The sequence below is a fragment of the Marivirga sp. genome, from assembly GCF_051117495.1.
GTDB lineage: Bacteria > Bacteroidota > Bacteroidia > Cytophagales > Cyclobacteriaceae > Marivirga.
Map to the genome: position 1 here is coordinate 413,159 of NZ_JBNPEF010000004.1, position 26,990 is coordinate 440,148.

Here is a 26,990-nt window from a genome sequence, read left to right on the forward strand (position 1 = left end):
CATTCATGCTAGCTCTCGATGCACGTAATGTGCCATTTTGTGTAAGTGGCTTATTCTGGGTTTAGAAGGTGATTTGTAGGATATTCTGTAAATATTATGTACGATTGTGAACACGTACCAATTTCAGAAATGAACAATCGTACAAAATATCCATGAAAAAAAGAGGATCAACAAGTGGGGTAAAAGTAAGATAAAAGAGTGTTTATACTTGTAAAAATAAATCACAATAAGAATTAAGACCCTTACCATGATTTATTAAAACGAGGTTTTCTAAATTATTCCCAATTCCCTTCCAATTTCTTCAATTTGATTCAAAGTGTAATCTAATTGCTCGAATGAAAACCCAGCGGTCACTGTCATTCTAACTCTGGTCAATTTTCTAGGAACTGCAGGATATGGGACAGGATTTACAAAGATATTTCGTTGGTGCAACTTGTAAGTCATTTCTTTAACTTTATTGTCATCACCAATAATGATTGGGAAAATGGCCGTTTCGGCATTTCCGATATTAAAGCCTGCTTTCAGTAATCTATCCTTCACATATTGAATATTATCCCAAAGCTTATCTTGACCCGCTTCATTTTTCTCAATCAATTTTAAGCCTTCTAAAGCGGCCGCAACCGCAGGCAAATAAGGAGAAGTGGAAAACATATAGGATCTGCTACTATACTTAAGGTAATTGATTAGCTTTTGGGAAGCAGAAACAAAACCACCCACTGCACCAACGGATTTACTTAATGTGCCTGTAATAATATCCACTTTGCCTTCCAATCCGAAATAATCAACGGTGCCTTTACCATTTTTACCAATCACTCCGGTTGCATGAGCCTCATCCACTAAAACCCAGGCACCATAATAGTGCGCTACATCCAGTATCTCGGGCAAATTACATATATCACCGTCCATAGAATATACACCATCCACCACCACTAATTTATTGATAAATTTATTCTGAACGCTCTTTAGAACCTTATCCAGTGAAGCAGGGTCGTTATGCGCAAAGAACTTTTTATTGGATCCTTTACTGCCATCTATCAAGCTGGCATGAGAAAACATATCATAAATCGCTATATCCTTATGGCCCAGTAAACCTGAAATAGTTCCAATGTTAGCAGCATAGCCAGAAGTATAAACAATGGAGGCTTCCATTGCCTTCATTGTAGAGATCTGCTCTTGCAGTTCTCTGATGATACCCATTGTACCACTTAATAAAGGAGCCCCACCTGCACCTCCTCCATATTGACTAACTACTTCATTAACCTTTTCCCATATCCTTTTATCCTGGGTTAGGTTCAGATAATCATTGGAAGCAAAATTGAGCATTTCCCTTACCTCACGTGTTTCTGGATCAATTACTTTTGAAACCACTTTTGAGCCATCAATTGATTCCCTTTCATATAGAAAACGGTTGCTTTTCTTCATATCAGAAAACCAACTGTTCATCATATCCATTCGGCTATCCCATTCGGCATATTCCAATTTTGGATCTCCCGTAAAGTTATATAGAGAATATTTATTAGCATCTATTTCCCCAGCAGGAGAAATATCAAAATACATGTGGTCTATTTGATGGTCATCGAATAGATGATAGTGCTTCTTTGTAGGGATTGATTTTAGTGACATACCGTAAAGTTTTGGTTTAATAAAGTTATCAATTTAAGGCAGGAAATATTAAAATTCAAGCCTTAAATGCTTAATAAAATAATTTTTATTCATAACTAATTTAGGGGAGAAATGTTAAACTCATGTCTTTGTCTAACATCCAGCCTGTTAGGCTATATCGAGTTTTGTAAGACATTAAAACTTCATGCTCCAGTTCACTCCTAAAAAGAAGTAAACGACCAGCTAAAGGAGCCACCTTCTCGATTTTATGATCTAAATAATTTGCCAATTCCCCACCATGATCCTCTTTCCAATTTTCATTAAGATACAATACAAAAGAGATCACCCTATGGGCATTTTGCTGAAATCGATCTACATGTTTTTTGTAAAAAGTATTTTCAGGATAAATGGCAAAATGAGTTTCAAAATCCTTAATACCCAAATAGCAAGTTTCATTTAAATTGTTTTTTAACAACTCAATTTGATCTAAAAATCTTTGAACAGATTCATGATTGTTTTTCCTGTCCAACCATTGGATATAATCTCCCCTTATGCTTTTATCTAATTGAAAAAGCGCTTGTTTACCTATTCCTGCTTTTTTGAAATCACCCGAATGCTTGCCTTTATTGGCTATTGAAATTAGCGTTTTTATCTCTTCTTTGGAAATGAAATCATCCCAAACAAAATAACCGATTTCACTCAACTGATCTATTGCGTGAAAAAGTGTATTATTATTCATATTCATCTTAGCGCAAAAATAGAATAAATTATGTTTAAAATTGAATTTAAATTATCCTAGCAGTAAATTTTTCATTAAAAAACATAGACCTACTTTTAACGTATTGTATTTTTAGGTAGGTTTATAAACCGCTTAATAAATTTATAATTCAACCATCCCTTACGCTTTTTAAAAAGTAAGAAATTTTTGTTTATGATTTCAAAGAAAGAGGGAGCAGTTTTAGTTTTTGATTTACATTTTAAGCTAATCACCACTACTGACGGGATAATTGCCTTTTTAAACCAATTCAAAAATGCTGAAATAAACCAAAGTGAGTTTTACGGAAAAGTAAAATTCCAAACCATTATGGATATCCTAAACCATAACAAACATCTAAAAGGAAAGGAAGAGGCATTTCAGAAGGAATTGGATGGAATGTTTTGTGAAATAAAATTGGAAATTTGCAGAAGAATGCGGGCATTACTTGCGTTTGAACAATTAAGCAATGCATTAAAAGAAGATTGGCAAAAAATTAAAGTTTTCAATTCTATTTTAATCGATCTAAAACAACAAGGGTTGTTTAATATGATTGAAAGCTTAATGAAGGAGAATAATATCAATCTGGGGAAAAGATTTTCATTTGATGAAAAATATAAACCTTTCACTCCAAATTTGAACGGTAAAAAAAATCAAAATCACTTTAAATCAACCCTGAAGTCCAATTATGAAAAAATCAATTTTAATCATGTATTGTGGTTGAACTCATTGGAGTATGAAAAAGCATTTAAAAATGATCATAAATCAAGGAAAGAAATACCAGTAAATGAACTGCCGGAAGATTTAATCTACGAAAAGATTATTCCAAAAATTATTGATAGAAATTCTTTAGACTTCAATGTGAAAGAAAATAGTATTAATAATTATCAAGAGAATTTTAATCTTGATAATTACTGTTTAATTAAACAGGAATAAAATATTGAGGATTTCTACTTATTCTCAATCAATGTAATTTCATCTTTCTTTAATTTGTCCACTATCAAGCTACTCGCTCCAATGATTGGAGCAGATTGATTTTGCAACTGAGAGGAAATTACCCTTACCTTTCCTTTAAAAACTGGCATTAAATTTAATTCCAAGTGCTCTTTAACTGGATTAAAAATTAAATCTCCAGCTTGTGATAGGCCTCCAAATATAAAGATTGCTTCCGGGTCGGTATGAATAACCGTATCAGCCAATTTGGTTCCCAAAATTCTACCCGTATATTCAAAAGCTTGCTTGGCTATTATATCACCTTTCAGCGCATATTTAGTAATCATTTCAGGGCTCAGTTCATCAAAACTAACAGACCTTAAAGCACTATCTTCTGTATAATCAGCCAATAATTTATAGATGGTTCTTTTGATACCTGTTGCGGATACATAAGTCTCTAAACATCCTCTTTTTCCACATCCGCAAAACCTTCCGTTTCCATAAGTAACCGTAGTATGACCTAATTCCCCGGCAAAGCCATTGGCTCCATTAACCAATTGTCCATTACAAACAATTCCAGCACCCAAGCCAGTGCCTAAAGTGATGACAATAAAATCTTTCATTCCTTTAGCACCTCCAAAAATCATCTCTCCGACAGCGGCCGCATTGGCGTCATTTGTAACGACCACTGGCACGCTAAATTCATCTTCCAATGTTTTGGCTAAAGGCAAAATTCCTTTCCATCTTAAATTAGGCGCATGCTCTATGGTTCCTTTGTGATAATTAGCATTTGGAGCACCTACTCCAATCCCAATCAATTCATGTTTATCATGATCTAGCCCTTTACGGATTTCATTTGACAAAACATGGATATAATCTGTAAAAACAGCCTCTGTTTGAGTTGGAATTGCTCCTTGATACAGAACTTTGCCATCTAAAGTCACTATACCAAATTTTGTTCCCGTACCCCCTATATCGATCCCAATGCTAACTTTCATACCAATAATATTTATAAACTACTTTGCTACCTATCATGAGGCCACAATACTAATCCCTATAATGTTTTTTAATTAAATAGCTCACCAACAAATCAATAGGCTCCTCAACAAAAATCCCCTTCTTCAATTGATGCTCTTCTACTACTTCATTAACTATCTCTTCAAAAAAGTAAGGGACAGAACCAACAAAATGAACTGGAAGATTTTCATAATTTTTTATGCTACATATATACGTTTCCACAAAGTCTGAAACACTTTGCTTTACCATATCGTGCAGGAAAGGATTTTCAATTCTTTCTTTAATGAATTGACTAAAACTGCTCAAATAAACATTTGCATAAGGTTTTATGTAAACATTTAATAAAATCTCTTCCTTATTTAATTGAAATTCACGTTCCAAATCACGCAAAATTTCATCCGGCAATTGCTTTTTTAAGAACTTACTTAATAAAAGTTTTCCAAAATGACTTCTGCTACCTTCATCCCCCAAGATAAAATCCATACCACTGACTTCCTGACGTACTATGTCCCCATCAAAATGGCAAGCATTAGAGCCTGTGCCCATCAGAGCGGTAATAGAAGGTTCACCATTGTAGGTGGCAAATGCTGCTGCCACGATATCTTCCTTTACGTAAAGATGGGATTTGCTGAAAACCATGGATAGTCCTCTTTCCACCATGGCCGCAAAATGCTTGCTTGAACAGCCCGCACCAAAAAAATATACTACTTCAATTTCTCCTTTATGATCAAGAATATCAGACCCAAGGGATTTTACGATATCGCTGATGGCCACATCATCCATAAAAAAAGGATTTATTCCCTTGGTGCTTTTACGTACCAAAGATTTCTGAGCATCTACCAACTGCCAATCACATTTAGTGGAACCGCTTGTGCCTATTAAAATCATAACTTAAATTGATAAAATTTTAGCAATTCTTAAATCATCTTTGTGAATATCTTTTGGTTGATTCATGATATCATCAAATTTATTAAAAATAATATCATGATGTCTGATACCCACCATTACATCTGTTTTTCCCTGATCCAAACCTTCTATTGCCGCAACCCCCATTTTACTGGCTAATACTCTGTCAAAATAAGTGGGAGTCCCTCCTCTTTGCAAGTGACCTAATATAGTCACTTTCGTGTCAAAATAAGAAGACTTTTCTTTCACTTTTTGTGCAATTTCCATGGCAGAACCAGACTTTCCTCCTTCGGCCACAATCACTAAACTTGATGTTTTCTTTTTCTTTCCTCCTCTATTCAACTTCTCCACCAATTCATCTATTGAAGTCTCTTCTTCCGGTATAATAATTGAAACCGCACCCCCCGCAATTCCACTGCTGATGGCAATATATCCTGAATCTCTGCCCATCACTTCAATGAAAAACAGCCGGTTATGAGATAATGCAGTATCCCTAATTTTGTCGATGGCTTCCACAGCTGTATTAGTAGCCGTATCATAACCAATTGTATAGTCTGTTCCCGGAATATCATTATCAATGGTGCCCGGAATACAAATATAAGGAAGGCCATGTTCTAAAAATAAATGATGCATACCTGTGAAGGATCCATCACCACCAATACCGATCAAGCCATCAATATTATGCTTTTTCAGCTGTTCAAATGCCTTTTTCCGACCTTCCGGTGTCCTAAACTCCTTGGACCGAGCAGATTTCAACATGGTACCACCTCTTTGCAAAATATTCGCTACAGAGCGCACATCCATCTCTTCGAAATCACCCTCAATCATTCCTTCATATCCTCGGTATATACCTACTATTTCTTTATTATAAAAAATACCTGCTCTCACCACGGCTCTTATAGCTGCGTTCATGCCTGGGGCATCACCACCTGAAGTAAAAACACCAATTCGATTCATCTTATTCATCTAAAAAATTATTCGCCCGCCAAAGATAGTGTAATGAGTACACTTAGCCAATACTATTTTATTATCTTTGCAATACTAATTGAATAGAAACATGTCAGAATTCCATTACAATCCGCATATATCGGTCGACTGTGTCGTTTTTGGCTTTGATGATGAAAAGATCAATATTTTATTAATAAAGAGAAAGCAAGAAGGAGAAAATGTTTATGCATTACCCGGAGATTTAGTCCAAAAAGGTGAAGATTTAGATGTTGCCGCTAACAGAGTGCTTTTTGAGCTAACAGGTATGGAAAATTTATACCTTGAGCAATTTAAAACATTCGGGTCTCCAGATCGACTCTCTGATCCGGTTGATGTGGATTGGATTAATTCTATTAGAGAACATCCTGAAGTAAGGGTAATCACTGTGGCTTATAATTCATTAGTTAAAACTGATGATTTCGAATACAGACCTTCTTCCTTTGCCGAAGAGGTGCTTTGGCATCCAATAGAAAAACCCCAAAAATTAGGATTTGACCATAATGAAATTGCCAATACGGGTTGGGCAATGTTAAGAGAAAAAATAAAAAGAGAACCCATCATTGCTTTTTCTCTACTGCCTGAAAAATTTACTTTAAGACAATTACAAACACTTTATGAAGCCATAGTAGGGCAAAAATTAGATAAAAGAAATTTTAGGAAAAGGATGCTTCGAAATAAATTCTTAGTGCCCATGAACGAAAAGGAAACAGGCGTTTCTCATAAACCTGCCCAGTATTATCGTTTTGATGACATCAAATACAAAGAAGATTTTGCCAAAGATCAATGGTTCTTGTTTTAAAAAAATTGACTAAATTGAAATGTAATTCTTTACAAAGTACATCAAATTAAGCCAGATAATATTTCCAAAATTTTTTAATTATGTGTGGGATAGCAGGGGTTTGGAGAAGAGAAGAAGCATTGAACAAAGCTCAATTTGACAATGCATTAAATCTCATGCAACATCGTGGCCCTGATGCAAGTCATTCCATCAAAACAAAAAATATAAATTTAGGAACTCAAAGACTAAAAATTATTGGGATTGATAATGGTCATCAACCGCTCAGTGATGATTCGGGAAATCATCTCGCTTTTAATGGCGCAATCTATAATTATCCTGAAATAGCCGAATCTCTTGATTTCTCCTCCAAATCTGATACGGAAATATTATTCCAACTTATTTTAAATAAAGGAATTAAAATAGCATTAGAAGAAATTAGAGGAATGTTTGCTTTTGCTATTTATGATGAAAAGGATGATGTATTTTATCTGGCACGTGATAGAATGGGACAAAAACCATTATATTATTATCAGGATAAGGGCATATTACTTTTCGCATCAGAATTAAAGAGCCTTAAAAAATTAATGCAACTGAATGAAATAGCTGTACGAATCAATCAGAATGCAATTTATCATTATTTGTGTTTCTCCAACATTCCCGAGCCAGAGACCATTTATGAAAATGTATTTGCTGTTCCACCCGCTCATTATTTGAAATTTCAGCATGGTGAAATTGAAATTTCTTCCTATTGGAAGCACGAATATTTGCCAAAAGAGAATATTACATTTTCTGAAGCGAAAGATAAAGTCCAATACACTATTGAAGAGTCTGTAAAAATCAGATTACGAGCAGATGTCAAAAAAGGATTATTCTTATCCGGGGGTTGGGATAGTTCGGTAATCGCGCTGGAAGCATCTAAACATGAACAAAATTTGCAAGCCTTTACGGTTGAATATCCTTTTCAAACCAATCAAAATGAAAGTAAGATTGCGAGTGAAACAGCCCAAAAATTTGGCTTAAATCACGAAATCATTAAAATTGATAAAAACCCTCTGTCATTATTGGTACAATCAATCAGCACTTTTGATCAGCCTTTGGCCGATAGTAGTGCTCTGCCCAATTTAGCCATTGCGGAATCTGCTTCCAAGCATGTGAAAGTGATGCTGAATGGAGATGGAGGAGATGAATTGTTTGGTGGCTATAGAAGGTATTTTACCGCAAAAAACATTCGATATTTAGCCTTAACAAAATATTTAAACAATTTAATTCCAAATGGTGATAGGCGTTCCAATTTAGGCTTTCTTAAAAGAATTTCAAGAATCACTAATTTACCCGCAGCTAAAAGATATTTGCTTTATACAACGGATATGTTCCAAGATGCTGACATTTCTGATTTTTGGAATCAGAAATTGGGAATTAACTCCTCAAGTCTTTTGAAATCCCATTTCAATAAAGATTTATCGGAATTAGATCAATTGATGCATTGGGATCGAAATTTCAATCTGCTTTCGGGAATATTGGTAAAAATGGACAGGGCCAGTATGGCTTATTCTGTTGAAGCTCGATCTCCTTTTTTAGACCACAAATTATTTGAATTAATGAATCAATTTCCTGATTCCTTTAAAGTATCAGGTTTTGATAGAAAGCATATTTTAAAATCCATTTATGCTGAAAAACTACCCCAATCCGTAACACAAGCATCCAAAACTTCTTTTGAGGCACCACTTGAAAATTGGTTAAAAAATGATTTTAAAGCACTCACTAGAGATTTACTCTTCAATCCGCAAGCAAAAATTTATCAGTTTGTAAACTTTACGGAAATAATGCTGATGATGAAGGGCGTGAAATATCAGGAAAGAAATACGCATTATATGATTTATAGCTTGCTGATATTAGAAATGTGGTTGCAAAAAAACGACTAATGAAAATTCTCTTGAATATTCGGAAAACTTTAACAAAATTCGAGCATGAGTTATAAAGAAGTAGATCCGAAATCCATTAAAACAGCTGAATTGCATGGCTTATTATTGGGAGCCATAGCCCCAAGACCAATTGCCTTCGCCAGCACTATTGATAAAAAAGGAAATGTAAATTTAAGCCCTTTTAGTTTCTTTAATGTATTTGGAGCAAACCCTCCTATTTTAATATTTTCTCCAGCCAGAAGAGGCAGAAATAATACTACCAAGCACTCTTATGAAAATGTGAAAGAAGTAGCAGAGGTGGTCATTAATATTGCCAACTATCCAATGGTAGAACAAATGTCATTGGCCTCAACGGAATATGATAAAGGCGTAAATGAATTTATAAAAGCAGGATTTACAGAAGCCACATCTACAAAAGTCAAACCACCAAGGGTTGCAGAATCTCCTGTTGCATTCGAATGTAAAGTTAATCAGGTAATAGAAACTGGTGAAGATGGCGGAGCTGGAAACTTAGTAATATGCGAAGTAATCCATATCCATGTAAATGAGGATATACTGGATGCAAATGGGAAGATTGATCCCGTAAAATTAGATCCGATTGGCAGATTGGGAGGTAACTGGTATAGTCGATCAAAAAAAGCGTTGTTCGAAGTTGAAAAACCTCTGCAGAAGCTGGGAATTGGCGTTGATAATTTACCTGCAGACATTAGAAACAGCAAGATTTTAACAGGAAATGACTTAGGGAAACTGGGTAATATTGAAAGAATTCCTGATGCTGAAAATTTAAAAGCTTTTTCAACACCTGAAAATCATCAAGAAGCTGTAAATGATATGAATAAACTCCACGAAATGGCTCATCAATTATTGAAAGAAAATAAAATAATGGAAGCCTGGAAAGTGCTTTTAAAGGTCTGAAACCTATTGAATTCTACTTTTATAAACAATATAAAAATAGAAGCAGTTAGGGTAATGTTCTGTATTGCAGTAGGTTTACTCCCCTTTCCTTTTCACTTGAAAGTATTAATGAGATGGAATAAGCCGGCAATGTAATTGTTTAATTTAAAACACCGAAAAAAGGGAAATGAAGTAACCAAGCCAAAACTGGATTTTATTGATTAGACTTAAAAGGATATTTCTTGAATTGAATTCTTGACTGACCGTCTTTTATGACATAGGCAATACAATAAGATTGAGCTTCTTGATTTATACCATTCATACTAAGTTTACCTCTTGAATTCTCAAAATCATCTTTCATAAAATAGTAAACTTCAGTACTCCCATATTTGGTATGAGGTAATAAATCAGCATGTTTTTTCATTTCTGACCATAAAGTATCTTCAATTGAAAAAGCATAAACCCGTTTAATTGGGCCAGTATTATTTTCGTTTCTTTCAAAGGCCAGTTCCCTGAAATCTCCTTCCAATGAATTAATATTCTCTGAGGTAAAGAGAGAATAAAGTATTATAGCAATTATAATGACGGCAACTGTAAAAATTATTTTTCTCATAGACTTTTAATATTATTAAACGGTTTATATAAAATTACCGCCCATGTATTAAACATTTAAAAGTTCAACAATATACCATTTATAATTTTAGTTTATTTGATGAAAATATTATTTTAAAGCATGTTTAAACAAAAAATTTATTTCAATGAAATTTAATACCAAAAACAACCTTGACAGAGTAATTTGTAAGACTGAGTATCAGGAAGAAAACAACTGGATTTATTGCGATTGGGAAGGTTATGCCAATGTTGACGCCATCAAAAACTGGGGATTGGAGTTTGCTGACCTTATCAAAAAAACCAAATGTGCCTACTTACTGAATGATGACAGTAAATCAACAGGCCCTTGGACACAAGCAATGGATTGGATAGAATCAGTTTTAATCCCAAAGGTTATAGAAGCTGGATTGAAATATTATGCTCATGTCGTTTCCACCAATACTTTTTCTGAGATGTCGGCAAAAGAGCTTAATATGAATATTGGTGGACAACTGGAAATGGCCACTTTTAAAACAGTGGAAGAAGCAAAAGAGTGGTTGAAATCTAAACAATCATAATTTATTTCAGTAGTCTTTTAAAATCCTTTAAAAGACTACTTTTATTCCTCCATTTTTACTTCACAACGCTGATTATCAATTAATTCTTTTTGCTTTTCAATCGTAAAAGCAGATTTCTCACTTTCCATTTGCTCCTGATAACTTTTTCTTAATTGTTTCCTTTTCACAGCTTCGGCAAACCTTCTCACATCATCTTTTGATTTAAGAATCAATTTTGGAACAGTTTTTAAACTGCCATCCTCATTTTTTGCCACCATGGTGAAATAACTCGTATTGGTATGTTTAACCAAACCAGTTTTTACATTTTCAGCAATTACTTTAATGCCAATGATCATACTGGAATTTCCCACATAATTTACGGATGCCAACATGGATACCAAATCTCCCACCTCAACGGGTTGAAGGAAATCAACATTATCAACTGAAACCGTCACACAATAAGCCCCACTATGCTTAGTGGCCGTTGCATAAGCCACTTTATCCATTAAGGAAAGAAGAATTCCTCCATGGATCTTACCTCCAAAATTGGCATAGGACGGTATCATTAATTCTGTAATGGTAGTTCTAGAGCTTTGGGCTGATTTGGCTTGCATATTCTTTAGAATTGATAAAGCCTCAATTTACTTAATTTTTAATAAAGCATAATCATAAAACCCCTACTCAACAAACAACATTTTCATTCGTTATCGATGCAGAATAATAAAATCAATAAAATTTAGCTTTAAATGCGAATTATATTTTTTTCATTAGTATTCATTCTTTTTGATCAAATCAATATTTTTTCTCAAAGTAATATAGAGGCAGCTGAAGATTTTTTCAATAAGAAATATAATGTCATAGAAAACGAAAAAGCCAATAACCATAACATTGACCAAGCAATTAAATTATTCAAAAAAAGTGATGTTGAACCGGATAAAACTATTGGTTTACTTAAAAGCTATGAATTTAAAGCTTCTTGGACTGATATTTCAGAAGATGAAAAAAGAAAGCTGTATGAAAAAGCCATCGACCTTGCCAAAAATAAATTACCAGAATACCCACAAAACGGTGCTATTGCCTATTGGTATGTTGCCAATTATGCCCGCTGGGCTGATTTGATTGATATTACTGAAGCAGCACAAGAAGGGGTTTTAGATAAAATTAAAAATATGGCAGAGAAGGCAATTGAGCTCGATGAAGAATATAATCAAGCAGGTGCTCTTCGGTTGTTAGGAGGATTGCATATGGAAGCTCCCAATATTCCTTTGGTTTTAAGTTGGCCTTCTAATAAAATGGCTAAGAAATTTTTGAAGAAAGCTTATAAGATAGCTCCTGAACATGCTGCTAATGTCTATTTATATGCTAAAATCCTATATGTTATCGGAAAAGAAAGAAAAGCTAAAAAAGTATTGGAAGAGCTAATAAACAGAGACGCTAGAAAAGATTATTTATTAGTGGATAAGAAATACATACAAAAAGGAGAAGAATTTTATAATAATCACTATTAGAGTCAGTCTCCTAATGAATTCTTAGTGACTATGTAGCGGTATGCTACTATTGCCTTTTCCCATTTCTTGAGCTTGGTCAAATCCTTTTTAGCCATACTTGGCAATATTAATTTATTGATTTTTGCAAGCGCTTTAAAAAAAGTTTGTTTCATGTGTATATTGTTTATTATCAACGGTCACATGCCCCAAAGGGATCCCTAAGGGAGAATTCAATAAATTTTATTCAACCTCGGGTGGTATGTTAAGGATTCTAAAATTTATGCTCATTTCATAAAAAATTAATGCCCCATAAAAAGGGGCATTCAATTACTTTGTTGAGTACTTTCTTAATCTGGTTTTCAGTTCGTCCCTATCACTTGTAATGCTAGGATCGCTATAAATACTCTTTGATAGTTCAGCAACTGCCTTCTTTTTGTAGCCCAATTTTTCTGCAATATGTTGGCAAAAGACTATCTCGCTTTTATATACCTTACCATCAATCTTCATCAACTGAATAATATTATACAAATATTCAAACCTCTGATCTTCTGATAAAGTATCTAAGTTTTTCATTGGTTCAGGATTTTTCATCATTTGATAAATTTCATCCTCTGTAACCCCATTAGCCTTTCCAATTTTTTCAATCAAGTTTGCTTCTTTATCGGCCAACTCATTATCAATTGTGGCTAATTTAATTAAGATTTTTAGCTGTTCTTTTAACATGGTTTGAGTTTTAGACTTTTAAGTTTTAGTATCTATTTATGGTGTTAGACGAGTAATATGAACAAATAAAACCCTGTCTCTAACTAACTGTAATTTTATTATTCGCATCTAAAGTTAATAATACTTTTGAATAATCACATTTTTTTATCCGCTAATGTAATTATTCAATACTTTTTAAAGTAAAATTTGAATTGTCTGCAAAAAGTCATTAAGTCTTTTCTTACTATTCAAATCCGATTCATTTTCATAAATTAGAAAGTCCTATTATAAACCATAAATTTCATGAAAAAGGAAAATATTCAATTTGAAGGTTCAAGAGGTGATAAACTGTCGGCAGTAATTCATTTTCCTGCAGATGACCACCCCCATAATTATGTCATATTCGCCCATTGTTTTACTTGCAATAAAAACCTTAATGCTGTCAGAAATATTATTTTAGGAATGACTAAAAAAGGATTTGCAGTGCTAAGTTTTGACTTTACTGGATTAGGACAAAGTGAAGGCGATTTTTCTGATACAAATTTCTCCTCCAATATTGAGGACCTAATTAAAGCTTCAAATTATTTGAAAGAAAATCATAAGGAAGCCAGCATGCTAGTAGGGCATTCTCTTGGTGGTGCCGCAGTTCTCATGGCTGCGAATAAAATTGATTCTATTTCAGCAATTGCTACCATCGGTGCTCCTGCTCAAGCTGAACATGTTCTAAATTTAATCGAAGATAAAAAAGAAGAAATCCAAAAAAATGGAGAGGCGAAAGTAAACATTGGAGGAAGGCCCTTTAAAATTAAAAAGCAATTTTTAGACGATCTTCAAAGTAAAGATAATCTCAAAAAAATTGAGAATTTAAGAAAATCAATACTCATTCTACATTCCCCACAGGATCAGACTGTGGGCATCTCAAATGCAGCAAGCATCTATGAAAAGGCCCATCATCCAAAAAGTTTTATTTCTTTGGATGGGGCGGATCATTTATTAAGCAATAAAGAGGATTCAATTTATGCGGGAGAAGTTATTGCCACTTGGGCCAATCGGTATATCGAAAAACCAGATAAACAAAAAATATCTACTGAATCGCAGACAGTAGCATTTATAGGTAAAAAAGAAGATCAATACACCACACAAATTGTAGCAGAGGGGCATCATTTAATTGCAGATGAGCCCGAAGATGTAGGCGGAAATAATTTCGGCACTTCTCCATACGGTTTATTAACCTCAGCATTAGCTGCCTGCACAGCTATTACATTGAGAATGTATGCCAATCGAAAAGATTGGGATGTGGATGAAATTTTAGTGCATGTCGATCAAGATCAACGCTATGATGAGGACAGCCAAGATTGTGAATCAGAAAATAGTAAAATCACCTTCTTTGACAGGAGTATTGAGATTAAAGGCACTTTAGACGAAAAACAAAGAAAAAGGCTTATTGAAATAGCTAATAAATGTCCAGTTCATAAAACTTTAGAAAGTAAAATCAAAGTAGAGACTAAGGAAAAGTAAACAGTTGACAATAGACAATAGACAATAGACAATAGACAATAGACAATAGACAATAGACAATAGACAATAGACAATAGACAATAGACAATAGACAATAGACAATAGACAATAGACAATAGACAATAGACAATAGACAAATTAAAAAAAGTAAATTTAAAAGACCGACAAACTTTTCTATATTCAAGCAAATTTTTACGGCTTTACTATGATTTTAAATACCATTGACTGGGTTATTCTTTTTGGTTTTTTATTAATTTCCTTAGGAATAGGTTTTTGGACTTCCAGAAAAAATAAAAGTGCCTCCGAATTTTTTGCAGCTGGAGGTAAAATGCCATGGTGGCTTTTGGGTGTTTCAATGGTGGCCACCACCTTCTCAACTGATACCCCAAACCTGGTTACGGATATTGTGCGTCAAAATGGTGTATCAGGAAACTGGGCATGGTGGGCATTCTTATTAACCGGAATGTTGACCGTTTTCGTTTATGCAGGTTTATGGAAAAAATCAGGTGTTTTGACTGATGTTGAATTCTATGAATTAAGATATTCGGGCAAAGCCGCTCGATTTTTAAGGGGATTTCGAGCCATCTATTTGGGATTTCTTTTCAATGTAATGATTATGGCTTCGGTAAGTTTGGCCGCTATCAAAATAGGAGGTGTTTTATTGGGGCTCAGCCCTGTAGAAACCGTGGTCATTGCAGGAGTTATAACGGTAATCTATAGCAGTCTGGGCGGATTAAGAGGTGTTTTATTTACTGATTTCCTACAATTTTTCCTCTCTTTAGGCGGAGCTCTAATAGCTGCATACGTAGCCTTGAATCATCCTAAAGTAGGGGGATTGGATAATTTATTAGTACATGAAAATGTAGTGGATAAATTATCTTTTTTTCCTTCATTCTCAAATCCTGAAATGTGGGTCATGCTTTTGATTATTCCATTATTGGTACAATGGTGGAGCACCTGGTATCCGGGTGCAGAACCTGGCGGTGGTGGATACATTGCACAAAGGATGTTTGCCGCCAAAAATGCTGATCATTCCATCAAGGCAGTATTATTTTTCAATGTAGCGCATTATGCCATCCGTCCCTGGCCGTGGATCATTGTGGCCTTATGTTCTATTATCGTATTCCCTGATTTGGATAGTTTTGCAAAAGCCTTCCCCGCAGTAAATTCAGGTGTTGCCACTCATGATATGGGTTATCCAGCTATGTTAACTTTTATTCCTGCCGGATTACTAGGTTTGGTGGTCACTTCATTAGTAGCGGCTTATATGAGCACGATTTCTACCCATTTGAATTGGGGCTCTTCTTATTTAGTAAATGATGTTTACAAAAGATTTATAAATCCTAAAGCTACTGAAGGCAAACAAGTTTTATTAGGACGATTACTAACTGTGGTTTTAATGATTTTCAGTATGCTAATGGCCTTAGTTTTGGAAAATGCCTTGCAAACTTTTGAAATACTATTGCAAATCGGAGCCGGCACTGGTTTGATTTATATTCTCCGCTGGTTTTGGTGGAGAGTGAATGCCATCAGTGAAATAGTTGCTATGGTAGTAAGTTTCTTAATCGCACTCTACTTTGCTTTTGCCGATCAGCCATTTGGATTTGACGAACTATTATCTTGGCAGAAATTAATTATAGGAGTAAGTATCACAACTGCAAGTTGGGTAACGGCTAGTTTTATTACTGAAAAAACAACTGACGAACAATTAGCTAATTTTCTTAATAAAGTGAATCCCGGTGGCCCTGGTTGGGAAAAGATCATGGCAAGATTATCTTCAAAAGGATTAATTCAACCTAAAGAGCAAAAATGGAAAGTGCCAACCGGAATCATTTGCATGATAGCGGGCAGTATGGGTGTTTATGGCTTTTTATTTAGTACAGGATTATTTATATATGGGGAATTCTTAAGAGCGAGTGCCTTATTATTTTTCAGTATTTTATGTGGAGTCGTGATATTTAAATTATATCCGAAAATCATCGCTGAGGATTGAGCGGTTGTTTTCCTAATAAAATCTGAAAGAACAATTTAAAATCCGAGGCTAAACTCCAAAGTGGATAGGTGAAAGTAGCTGGTTTGTTTTTCTCATAAAAGAAATGCCCAACCCATGCAAACCCATAACCTACAACAGGAATCAAAGCTAAACCCCAATAGGTTTGGGTAATTAAAGCCCAGGCTAAAACACCAAATAATAAAGCGGTACCCGTAAAATGTAATTTCCTACAAGTAGAGTCTTGGTGTTCGGTTAAGTAGTATGGATAAAACTCTTTAAAGCTTTTATATTTTCTCTCTGACATAATCTCAAATTTGTTATTAATTTAAGTAAAATGTACAATAATTGAAAATTACAGCTTATTTAATCATTTCTAAATTTATTTCGATTTACAAATTTCCCTAATCCTCCTGACCCATTTTCAATAAATCCGGCATAACTGAGTTCCAAACATAAGCCTTCATCATCATTCATTTGAATTCAAATTAATTTAGCCTTATTGTACAATCATTGATATAATTTCTGCAAAATTAATTGAATAAATTCCTATCTTGAGATATACAACTATAAAATTCAAAACTATGAAGAAAATTCTGCTATTAACATCATTCCTATGTTTTGTAGGGATGATTTCCTATGCTCAAGAAAAAACGCCATTAGAATATATGGATATTTTCGATTTACAATATGTCGGTGATCCCCAAATTTCCCCTGATGGTGAAAAAATAGTATATGTTCGAAATCAATTTGACGTGATGACTGATCGAAAATACACCAATTTATGGATTATAGATTTTAGCAGTGAAAACCATCTTCCGCTCACATCAGGTAAGGCAGGTTACAGACAGCCAACTTGGTCCCCTGATGGTAAAAAATTAGCCTATGTCTCTGCTGAGGAGGGAAGTTCTCAAATATTTGTTAGATGGATGGAAACCGGGCAGACCGCATCCATCACCAACTTAACTTCTGGGCCTGGAAATATCACCTGGTCACCCGATGGGCAATATTTGGCTTTTAATATGAGCGTTCCTAAACAACAAGAAAGTTTTGGGCAATTTCCTTCCCCTCCAAAAGGAGCAGATTGGGCATCGCCTGGAAAAGTAATAGAAGAAGTATCTTATAAAGCAGATGGTAATTTTTCATTCTTAGAACCAGCCTACAATCATATTTTTATTGTAAATGCTGAGGGTGGGGCTCCTCGCCAACTTACTAGCGGTGATTACAATCATGCGGCCCCATCATGGACTGCTGATGGAAAACATTTGGTTTTTTCAGCTAATCGATCTGAGAAGGCAGATTTAGAACCCAATAATACTCACATTTTCAAAATCAATTTGGCGACACAAGAATTAACCCAATTAACGGAAGGAAAGGGGCCTCATAATAGCCCAATAGTTTCTCCAGATGGTAAATCGATTGTTTATTTAAGTTATGAAGACCAGTTTGTGGGTTATCAATTAGATCATGTTTTTGTCATGGATATCAATGGAAAAAATGTTAAAGAATTGGATCATGATTTAGACCGCGATTTCAAAAACTTCACCTGGGCAAAAGACAGTAAAAGTTTATTCGCTTATTATGATGACCATGGGAGTGGTGTACTAGCAAATCTAAAAATGAATGGAAATGCTGTTACGATCACAAAAGGAATCGGCAATGGATCTTTTGGAAGACCTTATGCTGGTGGGAGTTACAGTATAGCTAATAATGGGAGATATGCTTATACTGAAGCTAATGCGCAACGACCTGGTGAATTATCCATTGGTCACTTCCCTACAAAAATGGCCAATAGAACCATTACTGATTTAAATGGTACTTTTCTTCAAAATAAGAATATCGGAACAGTAGAAGAGGTTAATTTCAAATCCTCATATGATGAGAAAAACATTCAAGGCTGGATTGTATATCCTCCAGATTTTGATAAAAATGTAAAATACCCATTGATTTTGGAAATTCATGGTGGCCCGCATCTGGCCTATGGCCCTCATTTCAGCCCTGAATTACAATTAATGGCATCAAGAGGCTTTGTAGTTTTATATACCAATCCTAGGGGTAGTACCACTTATGGTGAAGAATTTGGTGGCTATATCAACCACAACTACCCCAGTGAGGATTATAATGATTTAATGTCGGGAGTGGATATGATGGTCGAAAAAGGATATATCAATGAAGATAGACTATATATCACTGGTGGCAGTGGCGGTGGAGTTTTGACAGCATGGAGCATAGGGAAAACCAATCGTTTCAGAGCTGCAGTGGTAAGCAAGCCGGTAATCAATTGGTACAGCTTTAGTTTAACAGCTGACGGCTATAATTATTACCCTCAATATTGGTTTAATAAAAAACCATGGGAAGATCCTCAGCAATATTTGGACCGCTCCCCTATTTCTTTAGTGGGCAATGTAAAAACCCCTACTCTTTTGGTAACTGGTGAAAATGACTACAGAACACCTATGAGCGAAACGGAGCAATATTATGGAGCATTAAAACTTCAAGAAGTGGAAAGCAAAATGGTAAGAATTCCTGGTGCAGGCCATGGCATTACAGCAAGACCAAGCAACATTATCAGACATGTAGCCTATATTACAGGCTGGTTTGAGAAATATGAATAATCCTATTTAGTTATAATTGTTATTTTAAACAAACATATCTGATTTTGTAGAGATAAAAGAAAATAAATTCACCCCGCTTTCAGGTGTTTTCACCTGAAAGTTTCGTGAGATAAAATTAGCCAACTAGCAGATGTTTAGGTGAAAACACCTAAACATAGTGAAGTTAGTACCTTAATCTAACAGATTTTATCTCTACAGTTAACTCAATCAGAAGGCTTAACAAGCTAAAATTAGGGAAGGCTAAATATTATATCCTTCCCTAATCATTGTTCTAAAAGATTAAGTATTATCAACTATTTTATATTGAGTGCTCAACACTTCCACCTCTTGAATTACAAAACCTTTTAATTTTAGATATTTTATTGGTTTACTGTTCAATTTTCTTTTGACAAAATGAATTCTAGGTAATTTTGCAAGATTAGATTGCCCCGCTTTGAAAACCTCTTCATCTAAAGCATCATTGAGCTTATCAACAGCATCCTCCAAACTATAACCTGATAGAATAACTCTTTTTTTGAGGTCAATATTCAAAATAGCAGAGGAATTATTTGAAGCATAAATTTCAGCTTCTTTCGGTTCTAAATCTATGAAATAGGATAGTTCATATCTCATTTCCTTTACTTTGGAAGTTTCTATTCGAAGATTGCTCGCATTAAGAAAATGTTCTAAAATTTCTTCCTGAATAAGTTTTATTTCCTTTTCGCTCGTTAAATGTATTTTATAAATATTTTCCTGCTTTATTTCAGATTTAATATTTTCCTTATTCAAAAACAGTTTGATAATTTCCTCAGGAGTTGCAATCATTTTCAAAGAAAATTCATCACTCAAAAGGGTTTCATAATTTATAATACTTTCTACTTGTGAAATTTCAAGCTCATAGGTATCATTCTTTAAATATAATAAGGTTTCATTTGCCATGGCATTTGAAACAATTAAAACAGCAATAATAAAGGTTAGTAATGCTCTTTTCATAACGTAATTTTAGTTGGTTTCTAAATAGATGAAAGAACTGTAGAAAAGGTTGCTTGACTTACCAAGGGATATCAAAAAAAAAATAGCCATACTTCCGTACAGCTATTTTAAAAAACCAATATAATACTATTTTTAAGCCACTTTCTCAGTGCTTCCCTTCAACCAATCTGGCTTAGTGATTTTTACTTCTGCATCCAATTGGTTCAACATATTGTACAGCCCAAAATAAGTTCTGTTTACATATAAACCATGCTTAGACCCTCTGGCTCCATTGCTGTTTCGTACTTCTTTCATTTTGGAAACTCGTTCTCCCATTGCATATATTTCTTCGAAGAAAGCATTGTTCCCGAAATTAAAGACGTCATATTGAAAAGGTTTGCTTAGCATGCCTATCATTTCAGTAAATACACCACTAAATATTTCTCTTTCAGCTGGAGTATCCTTTTCATGGAAAAAATCCAAGGCTTTAAAACGCTTGTCAATTTCTGTTTTGTCTTGCAAAAACCCTGGTTTAAGCAATGCAAAATAATTTTCATAGAAATCATCAGGTATTTCCTTGATACATCCAAAATCAATAATGCCCATGGTGCCATCATCCATGAACATGAAGTTGCCGGGATGCGGGTCTGCATGTACTTGCTTTAGTTCATGGAATTGGAAATTGTAAAAATCCCAAAGTGCTTGACCGATTTTATTTTTTGTTTCTTGAGATGGATTGGTGGCCAAAAATTCTTTCAAATGAACGCCATCCAACCAATCCATAGTAATCACACGACCTCCAGAATATTCTTCATAGTATTTAGGAAAATACAGCCCTTCAATTTTTCCAGCTAATGCTTCCGTAATCTCTTTGGAACGCCTTAATTCAAGATCATAATCAGCCTCTTCCATTAATTTGCCTTCCACTTCGCTCATGTAATGATCCAATTCGGCATTGCTCATATTAAATAAACGGGTAGCAAATGGTCTTACTAATCTTAAATCGGAACTGATGCTATCTGCAACACCTGGATATTGAATTTTGACAGCATATTTTTTACCGTCCTTAATTGCTTGATGAACCTGCCCCATTGAGGCTGCATTCACTGCATTCTTGGTAAAATCATCAAAAATCGCTTCTGGACTTTTCCCCAAAGTTTTCTGAAAGGTCTTTACTACTAAGGGATAAGACAATGGTGGAGCACTGTATTGAGACATGGTAAATTTCTCCTGATAAGCGGGTGGCAATAAATTCCTGTCCATGCTTAACATTTGAGCGACTTTCAATGCACTTCCTTTGAGTTCACTCAAAGATTCATAAATATCTTCAGCATTATCCAAATCCAATTGGGATCTATCCATTTTAGGATTGAAAGCTTTCTTGGAATAATGTTTTATATAATTTCCCCCTACTCTTGCACCTGTAGAAACAAATTTACTGGCACGTTGAATTTTGGAAATAGGAATCCGGGATTGTTCTTTTCTTTCACTCATGATTATCGGTTTTGGAAAATGAATTTGGCAAAATCAAACATTGAATCTAAAGGGCTTTTCCCCATTAAATCGTATGCAACATTCACCGCTTTTTCGATTGCCGCATCAGTTTTTTCAAAATCCTTACTGTCATCATTCGACCAAAACTGAAGGATAAAAAGTGTTTGAATCCATAATCCTTCCGCATATCGATCTCCGATTACAGGTCGATCAATTATTTCTTCTGTTTCCTTTCCTTGGAGCAAAATTTCATCCACAAATTTGTAAAAATGTTTTTTGAAAGCTTCCAAAAAGACTGGCTTCAAATCACCTTTGCGCATTTTTTGTAAATCCATCATGGCGTAAGATCTATTGGCCTTTAATACCTCTATTAAGGTAAAATAAAGTGCCAATAATTTCTCACGTGATGAATACTCCACGAAAGACTCTTCTGCATGTAGATTTTCGATTGTTTCATTCAGAAAATCCACCCATATATGTTTTTTCAAAGCTTTGAAGGAATTATAATGATTATAAAAATCAACTTCCTTCATTTTTAAATCCTTTGCAAATTTGTAGATAGAAGCAGGTTCTTTTCCATTTTCTAATACAAAATCGATATACGCTTCCTTTATTTTTAAATCAACTGGTTTTGCTGTTTGCTTTTTTGCCATAATTGAAATTCTAATTATGGTGTTGTAACAGCCTGATAATAGGAAAGGTTTTAGGAAATGAAAAAGAAATTAAATTCTACTTATAGATGTAGGTTTTCAATGTCAAATCTGATCCCACAATCCCCCTATACATTCCTTCGGAATTGAAACTGAATTCATAATTACCTGCCGCATCCAGAGCAATAAGTCCGCCCTCTCCTTTCATTTCCACTAGCTTTTTCATCACTACCTGATCACAAGCTTCTTTTAGGCTTAGTCCTTTATATTCCATCAAACAAGAAACATCGTAAGCTACTATTGCTCTTAAGAAAAATTCCCCATATCCCGTGCAAGAAATGGCACAAGTATTATTATTGGCATAAGTACCGCTACCGATTACCGAGCTATCCCCTATTCTACCATATTTTTTATTGGTCAGGCCTCCTGTGGAAGTTGCAGCGGCCAAATTCCCATCTAAATCCAAAGCTACAGCACCCACAGTACCAAATTTTTTATCTGCATCATGATCTAACAATGCTTTTCCTTGACCCTTTGCCGCCAACCACTGTTCTTTCCTAAATTGTGTGTGAAAATATTCATCCGCTACTTTTTCCAATTTTCTACTATCCGCATATTCTTCTGCCCCTTTTCCAATAAGATAAACAAAATCATCATCGAAAAGTATGGATTTAGCCAATTGTATTGGGTTTTTAATATTTTTTACTCCTGCGATTGCTCCAGCTCTTAAATTCTCTCCTTCCATAATGGAAGCCTCCATTTCGTTTTCTCCACTATTAGAATAAACCGAACCTTTTCCCGCATTGAAAAGTGGACTATCTTCCATGGTGCTAACCGCAACAGAAACTGCCTCAATTGCAGTCCCTTTTTTATTTAATATATCATTTCCGGCCTCTAAAGCTTCTCTAAGGGATTCATGGTAGGCATCTTCTTTTTCGGTGGTCATATTTTTCCTGAGAATAGTGCCAGCTCCACCATGGATGGCCAATACAAATTTCTTCATTTTTTGAATTTGATGTAATTAAGAATTATTTCAGATGAGAAGAGTCGTGTTACCAAAACTCTTTTGAGGATGAAGAAAAGTGTAAACTAACAGTCAAATATTGGCTGTAAATTCTGTAACTCAAACTTTTTGACTTCCAATTGAGGTATTGTTTTTTGAGTAGAATTTGAAATAATAATATATTTTAGATTTTCCACATTCAATAATAGTATTTTCTTCACTTAATGCCAAATTATTTATTGAACCCTAACACTATTTTATATCTTCCAATTCTCGTCCTTTTGTTTCCGGCATCACAAAAATAGCCCATAAAAGCTGTATAAACATCATGATGGCAAAAAACCAGAATATGGCCGATGAACCAAATGTGTTGGCGAAAAATGGAAAAACATTAGCAATGATAGCGGCAAAAAGCCAATGGGTGAAACTACCAATAGACTGTCCGTGAGCCCTAAGCTTATTAGGAAATATTTCTGCTATAAAAGCCCAAATAATAGAGCCACTGCCCACTGCATGTGCGGCAATAAATAGAAATACGAAAAATGGAAGGAGGTTAGAAGGAATTATATCTCCGCTAAAACTGATTGCCATTAAACTTAAAGAAATTAAATATCCTCCCGAGCCCAAATAAAGCAAGAATTTTCTTCCCATTTTATCGATTAAATATAGTCCAATCATTGTAGCAATGACATTGATAAATCCAATCCCCATGGTGGAAAGCAATCCGTTTTCAGTACTGATGCCTGCAGATTCAAAAATTCGTGGAGCAAAATAGATAATGGCATTAATTCCGGAAAGCTGATTAAAAAAAGCAATCAAAATCGCCATAAAAGTGAATTTGAAATATTGCTTTTTGAAAAGCGCAAAGAACCCTTCCTTTTTTTCCATTTTAGCTTTCTCCTTTTCAATGTTTTTGATGATATGATCAACATTTTCGGGGTCGGTCTTGGTTAAAACCATTCTGGCATCTTCATAATCGTTTCGGTTGGCGATCAACCATCTCGGGCTTCTAGGCAAGCGAATACTCAATAATGAATACAATAAAGCGGGGATGATCTCTACCCCCAACATCCATCTCCAGCTACTTTCCAAATCAGCCAAGGCAATTAAATAATTGGAGAAATAGGCAATCAATATTCCCAATACCACATTGAATTGAAACAAGGCCACTAACATGCCTCTTTTACCGGCAGGAGCAATTTCACTTATATACATTGGTGCAATCACTGATGAAGCCCCAACTCCTAAACCACCCAAAAAGCGGAAAAACATAAAGGCGTTTACATCCGGTGCTAAAGCAGAACCTAAAGCCGAAACCGTATAAAGAACGCCAATTAATAACAACATGGGTTTTCTTCCAAAGCGGTTGGCAGGATAACCTGCGGCCAAGGCGCCTATTACCGTTCCGTATAGTGCAATGGCAATAGAAAAGCCGTGCATCCAATCGGAAAGTTGCCATATTTCTTGTATTGCTTGTTCAGCTCCTGAAATTACGGCAGTATCAAAACCAAATAAAAAGCCGCCCAAGGCAGCCGTAAGCGAGATGAAAAATACGTATGAGTTTTTAAGCATGCTTTCCTTTATCAATTAACGTCCGCTAAAAATAGGAAAGTATTTTGAGAATGGAAAGTGGGCAAGTGTTGATATAGCCCCCTAACCCCCGATGGGGGGATTTGGTGAACTTTGATTATTAAACAAGAATGGAAATAGTAAAATTAACGTTTATCAAGACATATCACTTGAAAACTTAATCACTTATACACTTTAATAAGCCCTTACTTCCTTTCCCTCCATGAAATTGACAAAAGCCTTATTCACTACTCTATTTCCTCCTAGAGTTGGGAAATCGCCAGTAAAGTACCAGTCTCCCAAATGCTCTGGACTTGCTTTATGAAGGTTTTCTACGGTTTGATAAATTACTTCCACTTCAGCTTCAATGGTATCTACTTTTACTAACTCAGCGATTTTTTGAGAAATCTGTTCATAGGAAAAAGGTTCGAAAACCATTTTCACATAGTTTTCAGAATTATCTCCTGACAGACATTTTTGATATGCCTCCTCTAAAATATTTTCTTGTTTGGTCTCTTTCAACAAAGCTAAGACAGCACGGAAAGCAATAAAGTCCTTCATTTTACTCATATCGATTCCATAGCAATCCGGGAATCGGATTTGAGGGGCTGATGAAACGATGATGATTTTCTTTGGCTCCAATCTATCCAACATTCTTAGAATACTTTTCTCCAAAGTGGTGCCTCTCACAATAGAGTCATCAATCACCACCACTGTATCCACTTTCTTTTTGATTACCTCATAAGTGGTGTCGTAAACGTGCGCCACCAAATCGTCTCTATGGGCATCATCTGTAATGAATGTCCTAAGTTTGGCATCCTTAATGACCAATTTTTCTACTCTTGGGCGAAATGACAATAGCTTTTCCAAAGCATGATCATCTTCTCTGGCACTTCTTAACTCTTTTAATTGTCTTTTTGCCAAATGTTGCTCCATTCCTTCCATCATTCCTAAAAAGGAAGTTTCTGCCGTATTGGGGATGTAAGAGAAAACTGTATTTTCTAAGTCATAATCAATAGCCTCAAGAATTGTAGGCACTAAAAGTTTACCCAGCTTCTTTCTTTCGGCATAAATTTCCGGATCTGATCCTCTTGAAAAATAAATTCGCTCGAAACTACATGATTTTCTTTCCAAAGGTTCAATAAATTGTTCCATTTTGTAGTCACCTTTGGTATTAATTACTAAAGCATGTGCAGGCTTGATTTCCTGAATATCTTCGTAATTTACATTAAATGCTGTTTTAATGGCCGTTTTTTCAGAAGCCACCACCACTACTTCATCATCAGCATAAAAATGAGCTGGTCTAATGCCAGAAGGATCTCGCGCTACAAATGAGTGGCCAGCACCTGTTATGCCTGCCATTGCATAGCCTCCATCAAAATCACGGCATGCACGTTGCAACACTTGCAATAAATCCAGTTTTTCCTCAATTATTTGAGTTATTTCAGCATTGGTATATTCATCTTTATGCTCTTCAAAAATTCTTTGGTTTTCCTCATCTAAGAAATGGCCTATTTTTTCCATCACCGTAACGGTATCGACTTTCTCTTTAGGATGCTGGCCCAAGCCTGTTAATATATCAAAAAGTTCCTCAACATTGGTCATATTGAAATTTCCCGCTACCATCAAACTTCTGTTTTTCCAGTTATTTTGACGTAACATTGGATGGCAATTTTCAATAGCATTTTGCCCGTGCGTACCATATCTTAAATGCCCTAACCATACTTCTCCGGTAAAAGCACAATTTTCTTTTAACCACTTTTCTTGATTAAACCACTTGCCTCCTTCTTTTTTAGCCTTTTTATATTTCTTTGAGATTTTCTTGAAAATATGGGTAATGGGTTGATTATCAACGGAACGATACCTGCTGATATATCGATGGCCTGGCTCCACATTAAGCTTTACATTTCCAACACCTGCGCCATCCTGCCCACGATTATGTTGCTTTTCCATCAACAAATAGAGCTTGTTCATGGCATAAAGCGGGCCGTATTTATCAATGAAATATTGGAGAGGTTTTCTTAAGCGGATAAGGGCAATTCCGCATTCGTGTTTGATGATATCGCTCAT

25 protein-coding genes are annotated in these 26,990 nt (G+C 35.1%); 9 read left to right on the forward strand and 16 right to left on the reverse strand.

Annotated elements, in window-relative coordinates:
- Positions 1–270: 270 nt before the first annotated feature.
- Positions 271–1,623 carry an aminotransferase class I/II-fold pyridoxal phosphate-dependent enzyme gene (locus ACFE0M_RS02970; RefSeq protein WP_434544249.1) on the reverse strand — a complete coding sequence of 451 codons (1,353 nt, stop codon included), beginning with the start codon at positions 1,621–1,623 and terminating at the stop codon, positions 271–273.
- Between the two features lie 100 nt (positions 1,624–1,723).
- A complete protein-coding gene (locus tag ACFE0M_RS02975) occupies positions 1,724–2,341 on the reverse strand; it encodes a 2OG-Fe(II) oxygenase (protein ID WP_434544250.1) in 618 nt (205 codons plus the stop codon).
- Between the two features lie 192 nt (positions 2,342–2,533).
- On the opposite strand from ACFE0M_RS02975, the gene ACFE0M_RS02980 reads away from it, so the two are divergent.
- On the forward strand, positions 2,534–3,292 hold the full coding sequence (locus ACFE0M_RS02980) for a hypothetical protein (RefSeq protein ID WP_434544251.1): 759 nt from the start codon (positions 2,534–2,536) through the stop codon (positions 3,290–3,292).
- Positions 3,293–3,306: 14 nt separating this feature from the next.
- Here the strand turns inward: ACFE0M_RS02980 and ACFE0M_RS02985 are convergent, their stop codons facing one another.
- From ACFE0M_RS02985 to pfkA, 3 genes are read right to left on the reverse strand one after another with little or no spacing between them, the layout of a single operon-like run.
- Positions 3,307–4,287 (reverse strand): ROK family protein, encoded by a 981-nt coding sequence (locus ACFE0M_RS02985; RefSeq protein WP_434544252.1) that lies wholly within the window; start codon positions 4,285–4,287, stop codon positions 3,307–3,309.
- Between the two features lie 49 nt (positions 4,288–4,336).
- Complete coding sequence (locus ACFE0M_RS02990; RefSeq protein ID WP_434544253.1) at positions 4,337–5,194, reverse strand: hypothetical protein; 858 nt, start codon at positions 5,192–5,194, stop codon at positions 4,337–4,339.
- A gap of 3 nt (positions 5,195–5,197) precedes the next feature.
- On the reverse strand, positions 5,198–6,169 hold the full coding sequence (gene pfkA / locus ACFE0M_RS02995; protein WP_434544371.1) for a 6-phosphofructokinase: 972 nt from the start codon (positions 6,167–6,169) through the stop codon (positions 5,198–5,200).
- A 100-nt stretch (positions 6,170–6,269) separates the two neighbouring features.
- On the opposite strand from pfkA, the gene ACFE0M_RS03000 reads away from it, so the two are divergent.
- The 3 genes from ACFE0M_RS03000 to ACFE0M_RS03010 all read left to right on the forward strand — a co-directional run bounded on the left by ACFE0M_RS03000 (position 6,270) and on the right by ACFE0M_RS03010 (position 9,814).
- Positions 6,270–6,998, forward strand: coding sequence for an NUDIX hydrolase (locus ACFE0M_RS03000; protein WP_434544254.1), 729 nt, complete (start codon positions 6,270–6,272; stop codon positions 6,996–6,998).
- A gap of 80 nt (positions 6,999–7,078) precedes the next feature.
- Positions 7,079–8,899 carry an asparagine synthase (glutamine-hydrolyzing) gene (asnB, locus tag ACFE0M_RS03005; RefSeq protein ID WP_434544255.1) on the forward strand — a complete coding sequence of 607 codons (1,821 nt, stop codon included), beginning with the start codon at positions 7,079–7,081 and terminating at the stop codon, positions 8,897–8,899.
- 45 nt (positions 8,900–8,944) lie between these two features.
- On the forward strand, positions 8,945–9,814 hold the full coding sequence (locus ACFE0M_RS03010) for a flavin reductase family protein (protein ID WP_434544256.1): 870 nt from the start codon (positions 8,945–8,947) through the stop codon (positions 9,812–9,814).
- A 193-nt stretch (positions 9,815–10,007) separates the two neighbouring features.
- Here ACFE0M_RS03010 and ACFE0M_RS03015 read toward each other — a convergent pair whose 3' ends face one another.
- Positions 10,008–10,406, reverse strand: a complete 399-nt coding sequence (locus tag ACFE0M_RS03015; protein WP_434544257.1) for a hypothetical protein — start codon at positions 10,404–10,406, stop codon at positions 10,008–10,010.
- 145 nt (positions 10,407–10,551) lie between these two features.
- Between ACFE0M_RS03015 and ACFE0M_RS03020 the strand changes: the two genes are divergently transcribed.
- Positions 10,552–10,962, forward strand: a complete 411-nt coding sequence (locus ACFE0M_RS03020) for a hypothetical protein (RefSeq protein ID WP_434544258.1) — start codon at positions 10,552–10,554, stop codon at positions 10,960–10,962.
- 41 nt (positions 10,963–11,003) lie between these two features.
- Here ACFE0M_RS03020 and ACFE0M_RS03025 read toward each other — a convergent pair whose 3' ends face one another.
- Positions 11,004–11,555, reverse strand: a complete 552-nt coding sequence (locus tag ACFE0M_RS03025; RefSeq protein ID WP_434544259.1) for an acyl-CoA thioesterase — start codon at positions 11,553–11,555, stop codon at positions 11,004–11,006.
- Between the two features lie 132 nt (positions 11,556–11,687).
- Between ACFE0M_RS03025 and ACFE0M_RS03030 the strand changes: the two genes are divergently transcribed.
- Positions 11,688–12,449 carry a tetratricopeptide repeat protein gene (locus ACFE0M_RS03030; RefSeq protein WP_434544260.1) on the forward strand — a complete coding sequence of 254 codons (762 nt, stop codon included), beginning with the start codon at positions 11,688–11,690 and terminating at the stop codon, positions 12,447–12,449.
- Between the two features lie 2 nt (positions 12,450–12,451).
- On the opposite strand, the gene ACFE0M_RS03035 is transcribed toward ACFE0M_RS03030, so the two are convergent.
- Positions 12,452–12,601 (reverse strand): hypothetical protein, encoded by a 150-nt coding sequence (locus tag ACFE0M_RS03035; protein ID WP_434544261.1) that lies wholly within the window; start codon positions 12,599–12,601, stop codon positions 12,452–12,454.
- Between the two features lie 154 nt (positions 12,602–12,755).
- Entirely contained in the window at positions 12,756–13,151 is a 396-nt protein-coding gene (locus ACFE0M_RS03040) for a TerB family tellurite resistance protein (protein ID WP_434544262.1), read from the reverse strand.
- Between the two features lie 282 nt (positions 13,152–13,433).
- Between ACFE0M_RS03040 and ACFE0M_RS03045 the strand changes: the two genes are divergently transcribed.
- Both ACFE0M_RS03045 and ACFE0M_RS03050 read left to right on the forward strand, forming a co-directional pair.
- Entirely contained in the window at positions 13,434–14,648 is a 1,215-nt protein-coding gene (locus ACFE0M_RS03045; RefSeq protein WP_434544263.1) for a bifunctional alpha/beta hydrolase/OsmC family protein, read from the forward strand.
- Positions 14,649–14,853: 205 nt separating this feature from the next.
- On the forward strand, positions 14,854–16,641 hold the full coding sequence (locus ACFE0M_RS03050; RefSeq protein ID WP_434544264.1) for a sodium:solute symporter family protein: 1,788 nt from the start codon (positions 14,854–14,856) through the stop codon (positions 16,639–16,641).
- Here ACFE0M_RS03050 and ACFE0M_RS03055 read toward each other — a convergent pair.
- Positions 16,625–16,945: an Mpo1-like protein gene (locus ACFE0M_RS03055; protein WP_434544265.1), complete on the reverse strand. Its 321-nt coding sequence runs from the start codon at positions 16,943–16,945 to the stop codon at positions 16,625–16,627. The two genes, ACFE0M_RS03050 and ACFE0M_RS03055, sit on opposite strands and share 17 nt — an antisense overlap.
- Before the next feature lie 277 nt (positions 16,946–17,222).
- On the opposite strand from ACFE0M_RS03055, the gene ACFE0M_RS03060 reads away from it, so the two are divergent.
- Positions 17,223–19,253, forward strand: a complete 2,031-nt coding sequence (locus tag ACFE0M_RS03060) for a prolyl oligopeptidase family serine peptidase (RefSeq protein WP_434544266.1) — start codon at positions 17,223–17,225, stop codon at positions 19,251–19,253.
- 279 nt (positions 19,254–19,532) lie between these two features.
- On the opposite strand, the gene ACFE0M_RS03065 is transcribed toward ACFE0M_RS03060, so the two are convergent.
- From ACFE0M_RS03065 to ACFE0M_RS03090, 6 genes are all read right to left on the reverse strand, one after another.
- Positions 19,533–20,225, reverse strand: coding sequence for a hypothetical protein (locus ACFE0M_RS03065; protein ID WP_434544267.1), 693 nt, complete (start codon positions 20,223–20,225; stop codon positions 19,533–19,535).
- Between the two features lie 132 nt (positions 20,226–20,357).
- Positions 20,358–21,698: an ABC1 kinase family protein gene (locus ACFE0M_RS03070; RefSeq protein ID WP_434544268.1), complete on the reverse strand. Its 1,341-nt coding sequence runs from the start codon at positions 21,696–21,698 to the stop codon at positions 20,358–20,360.
- 2 nt (positions 21,699–21,700) lie between these two features.
- The gene (locus ACFE0M_RS03075; RefSeq protein WP_434544269.1) at positions 21,701–22,351 is read right to left on the reverse strand and encodes a TetR family transcriptional regulator C-terminal domain-containing protein; all 651 of its coding nucleotides are present in this window, start codon (positions 22,349–22,351) and stop codon (positions 21,701–21,703) included.
- Positions 22,352–22,427: 76 nt separating this feature from the next.
- Positions 22,428–23,351 carry an isoaspartyl peptidase/L-asparaginase family protein gene (locus tag ACFE0M_RS03080; RefSeq protein ID WP_434544270.1) on the reverse strand — a complete coding sequence of 308 codons (924 nt, stop codon included), beginning with the start codon at positions 23,349–23,351 and terminating at the stop codon, positions 22,428–22,430.
- Between the two features lie 252 nt (positions 23,352–23,603).
- Positions 23,604–24,923: a sugar porter family MFS transporter gene (locus ACFE0M_RS03085; RefSeq protein WP_434544271.1), complete on the reverse strand. Its 1,320-nt coding sequence runs from the start codon at positions 24,921–24,923 to the stop codon at positions 23,604–23,606.
- A 192-nt stretch (positions 24,924–25,115) separates the two neighbouring features.
- Complete coding sequence (locus ACFE0M_RS03090; protein ID WP_434544272.1) at positions 25,116–26,990, reverse strand: amidophosphoribosyltransferase; 1,875 nt, start codon at positions 26,988–26,990, stop codon at positions 25,116–25,118.

What these genes read in the sequence shown, in the direction of transcription:
- ACFE0M_RS02975 (WP_434544250.1), bottom strand. Translation starts at nt 2,341, where the DNA reads ATGAATAATAATACACTTTTTCACGCAATAGATCAGTTGAGTGAAATC.
- ACFE0M_RS03025 (WP_434544259.1), bottom strand. Translation starts at nt 11,555, where the DNA reads ATGCAAGCCAAATCAGCCCAAAGCTCTAGAACTACCATTACAGAATTA.
- ACFE0M_RS03020 (WP_434544258.1), top strand. Translation starts at nt 10,552, where the DNA reads ATGAAATTTAATACCAAAAACAACCTTGACAGAGTAATTTGTAAGACT.
- ACFE0M_RS03090 (WP_434544272.1), bottom strand. Translation starts at nt 26,990, where the DNA reads ATGAGCGATATCATCAAACACGAATGCGGAATTGCCCTTATCCGCTTA.
- ACFE0M_RS03010 (WP_434544256.1), top strand. Translation starts at nt 8,945, where the DNA reads ATGAGTTATAAAGAAGTAGATCCGAAATCCATTAAAACAGCTGAATTG.
- ACFE0M_RS03055 (WP_434544265.1), bottom strand. Translation starts at nt 16,945, where the DNA reads ATGTCAGAGAGAAAATATAAAAGCTTTAAAGAGTTTTATCCATACTAC.
- pfkA (WP_434544371.1), bottom strand. Translation starts at nt 6,169, where the DNA reads ATGAATCGAATTGGTGTTTTTACTTCAGGTGGTGATGCCCCAGGCATG.
- ACFE0M_RS03050 (WP_434544264.1), top strand. Translation starts at nt 14,854, where the DNA reads ATGATTTTAAATACCATTGACTGGGTTATTCTTTTTGGTTTTTTATTA.
- ACFE0M_RS03070 (WP_434544268.1), bottom strand. Translation starts at nt 21,698, where the DNA reads ATGAGTGAAAGAAAAGAACAATCCCGGATTCCTATTTCCAAAATTCAA.
- ACFE0M_RS02970 (WP_434544249.1), bottom strand. Translation starts at nt 1,623, where the DNA reads ATGTCACTAAAATCAATCCCTACAAAGAAGCACTATCATCTATTCGAT.
- ACFE0M_RS03015 (WP_434544257.1), bottom strand. Translation starts at nt 10,406, where the DNA reads ATGAGAAAAATAATTTTTACAGTTGCCGTCATTATAATTGCTATAATA.
- ACFE0M_RS03045 (WP_434544263.1), top strand. Translation starts at nt 13,434, where the DNA reads ATGAAAAAGGAAAATATTCAATTTGAAGGTTCAAGAGGTGATAAACTG.
- ACFE0M_RS02990 (WP_434544253.1), bottom strand. Translation starts at nt 5,194, where the DNA reads ATGATTTTAATAGGCACAAGCGGTTCCACTAAATGTGATTGGCAGTTG.
- ACFE0M_RS03060 (WP_434544266.1), top strand. Translation starts at nt 17,223, where the DNA reads ATGAAGAAAATTCTGCTATTAACATCATTCCTATGTTTTGTAGGGATG.
- ACFE0M_RS03080 (WP_434544270.1), bottom strand. Translation starts at nt 23,351, where the DNA reads ATGAAGAAATTTGTATTGGCCATCCATGGTGGAGCTGGCACTATTCTC.
- ACFE0M_RS03040 (WP_434544262.1), bottom strand. Translation starts at nt 13,151, where the DNA reads ATGTTAAAAGAACAGCTAAAAATCTTAATTAAATTAGCCACAATTGAT.
- ACFE0M_RS03000 (WP_434544254.1), top strand. Translation starts at nt 6,270, where the DNA reads ATGTCAGAATTCCATTACAATCCGCATATATCGGTCGACTGTGTCGTT.
- ACFE0M_RS03030 (WP_434544260.1), top strand. Translation starts at nt 11,688, where the DNA reads ATGCGAATTATATTTTTTTCATTAGTATTCATTCTTTTTGATCAAATC.
- ACFE0M_RS03065 (WP_434544267.1), bottom strand. Translation starts at nt 20,225, where the DNA reads ATGAAAAGAGCATTACTAACCTTTATTATTGCTGTTTTAATTGTTTCA.
- ACFE0M_RS03085 (WP_434544271.1), bottom strand. Translation starts at nt 24,923, where the DNA reads ATGCTTAAAAACTCATACGTATTTTTCATCTCGCTTACGGCTGCCTTG.
- ACFE0M_RS03035 (WP_434544261.1), bottom strand. Translation starts at nt 12,601, where the DNA reads ATGAAACAAACTTTTTTTAAAGCGCTTGCAAAAATCAATAAATTAATA.
- ACFE0M_RS02980 (WP_434544251.1), top strand. Translation starts at nt 2,534, where the DNA reads ATGATTTCAAAGAAAGAGGGAGCAGTTTTAGTTTTTGATTTACATTTT.
- ACFE0M_RS03075 (WP_434544269.1), bottom strand. Translation starts at nt 22,351, where the DNA reads ATGGCAAAAAAGCAAACAGCAAAACCAGTTGATTTAAAAATAAAGGAA.
- asnB (WP_434544255.1), top strand. Translation starts at nt 7,079, where the DNA reads ATGTGTGGGATAGCAGGGGTTTGGAGAAGAGAAGAAGCATTGAACAAA.
- ACFE0M_RS02985 (WP_434544252.1), bottom strand. Translation starts at nt 4,287, where the DNA reads ATGAAAGTTAGCATTGGGATCGATATAGGGGGTACGGGAACAAAATTT.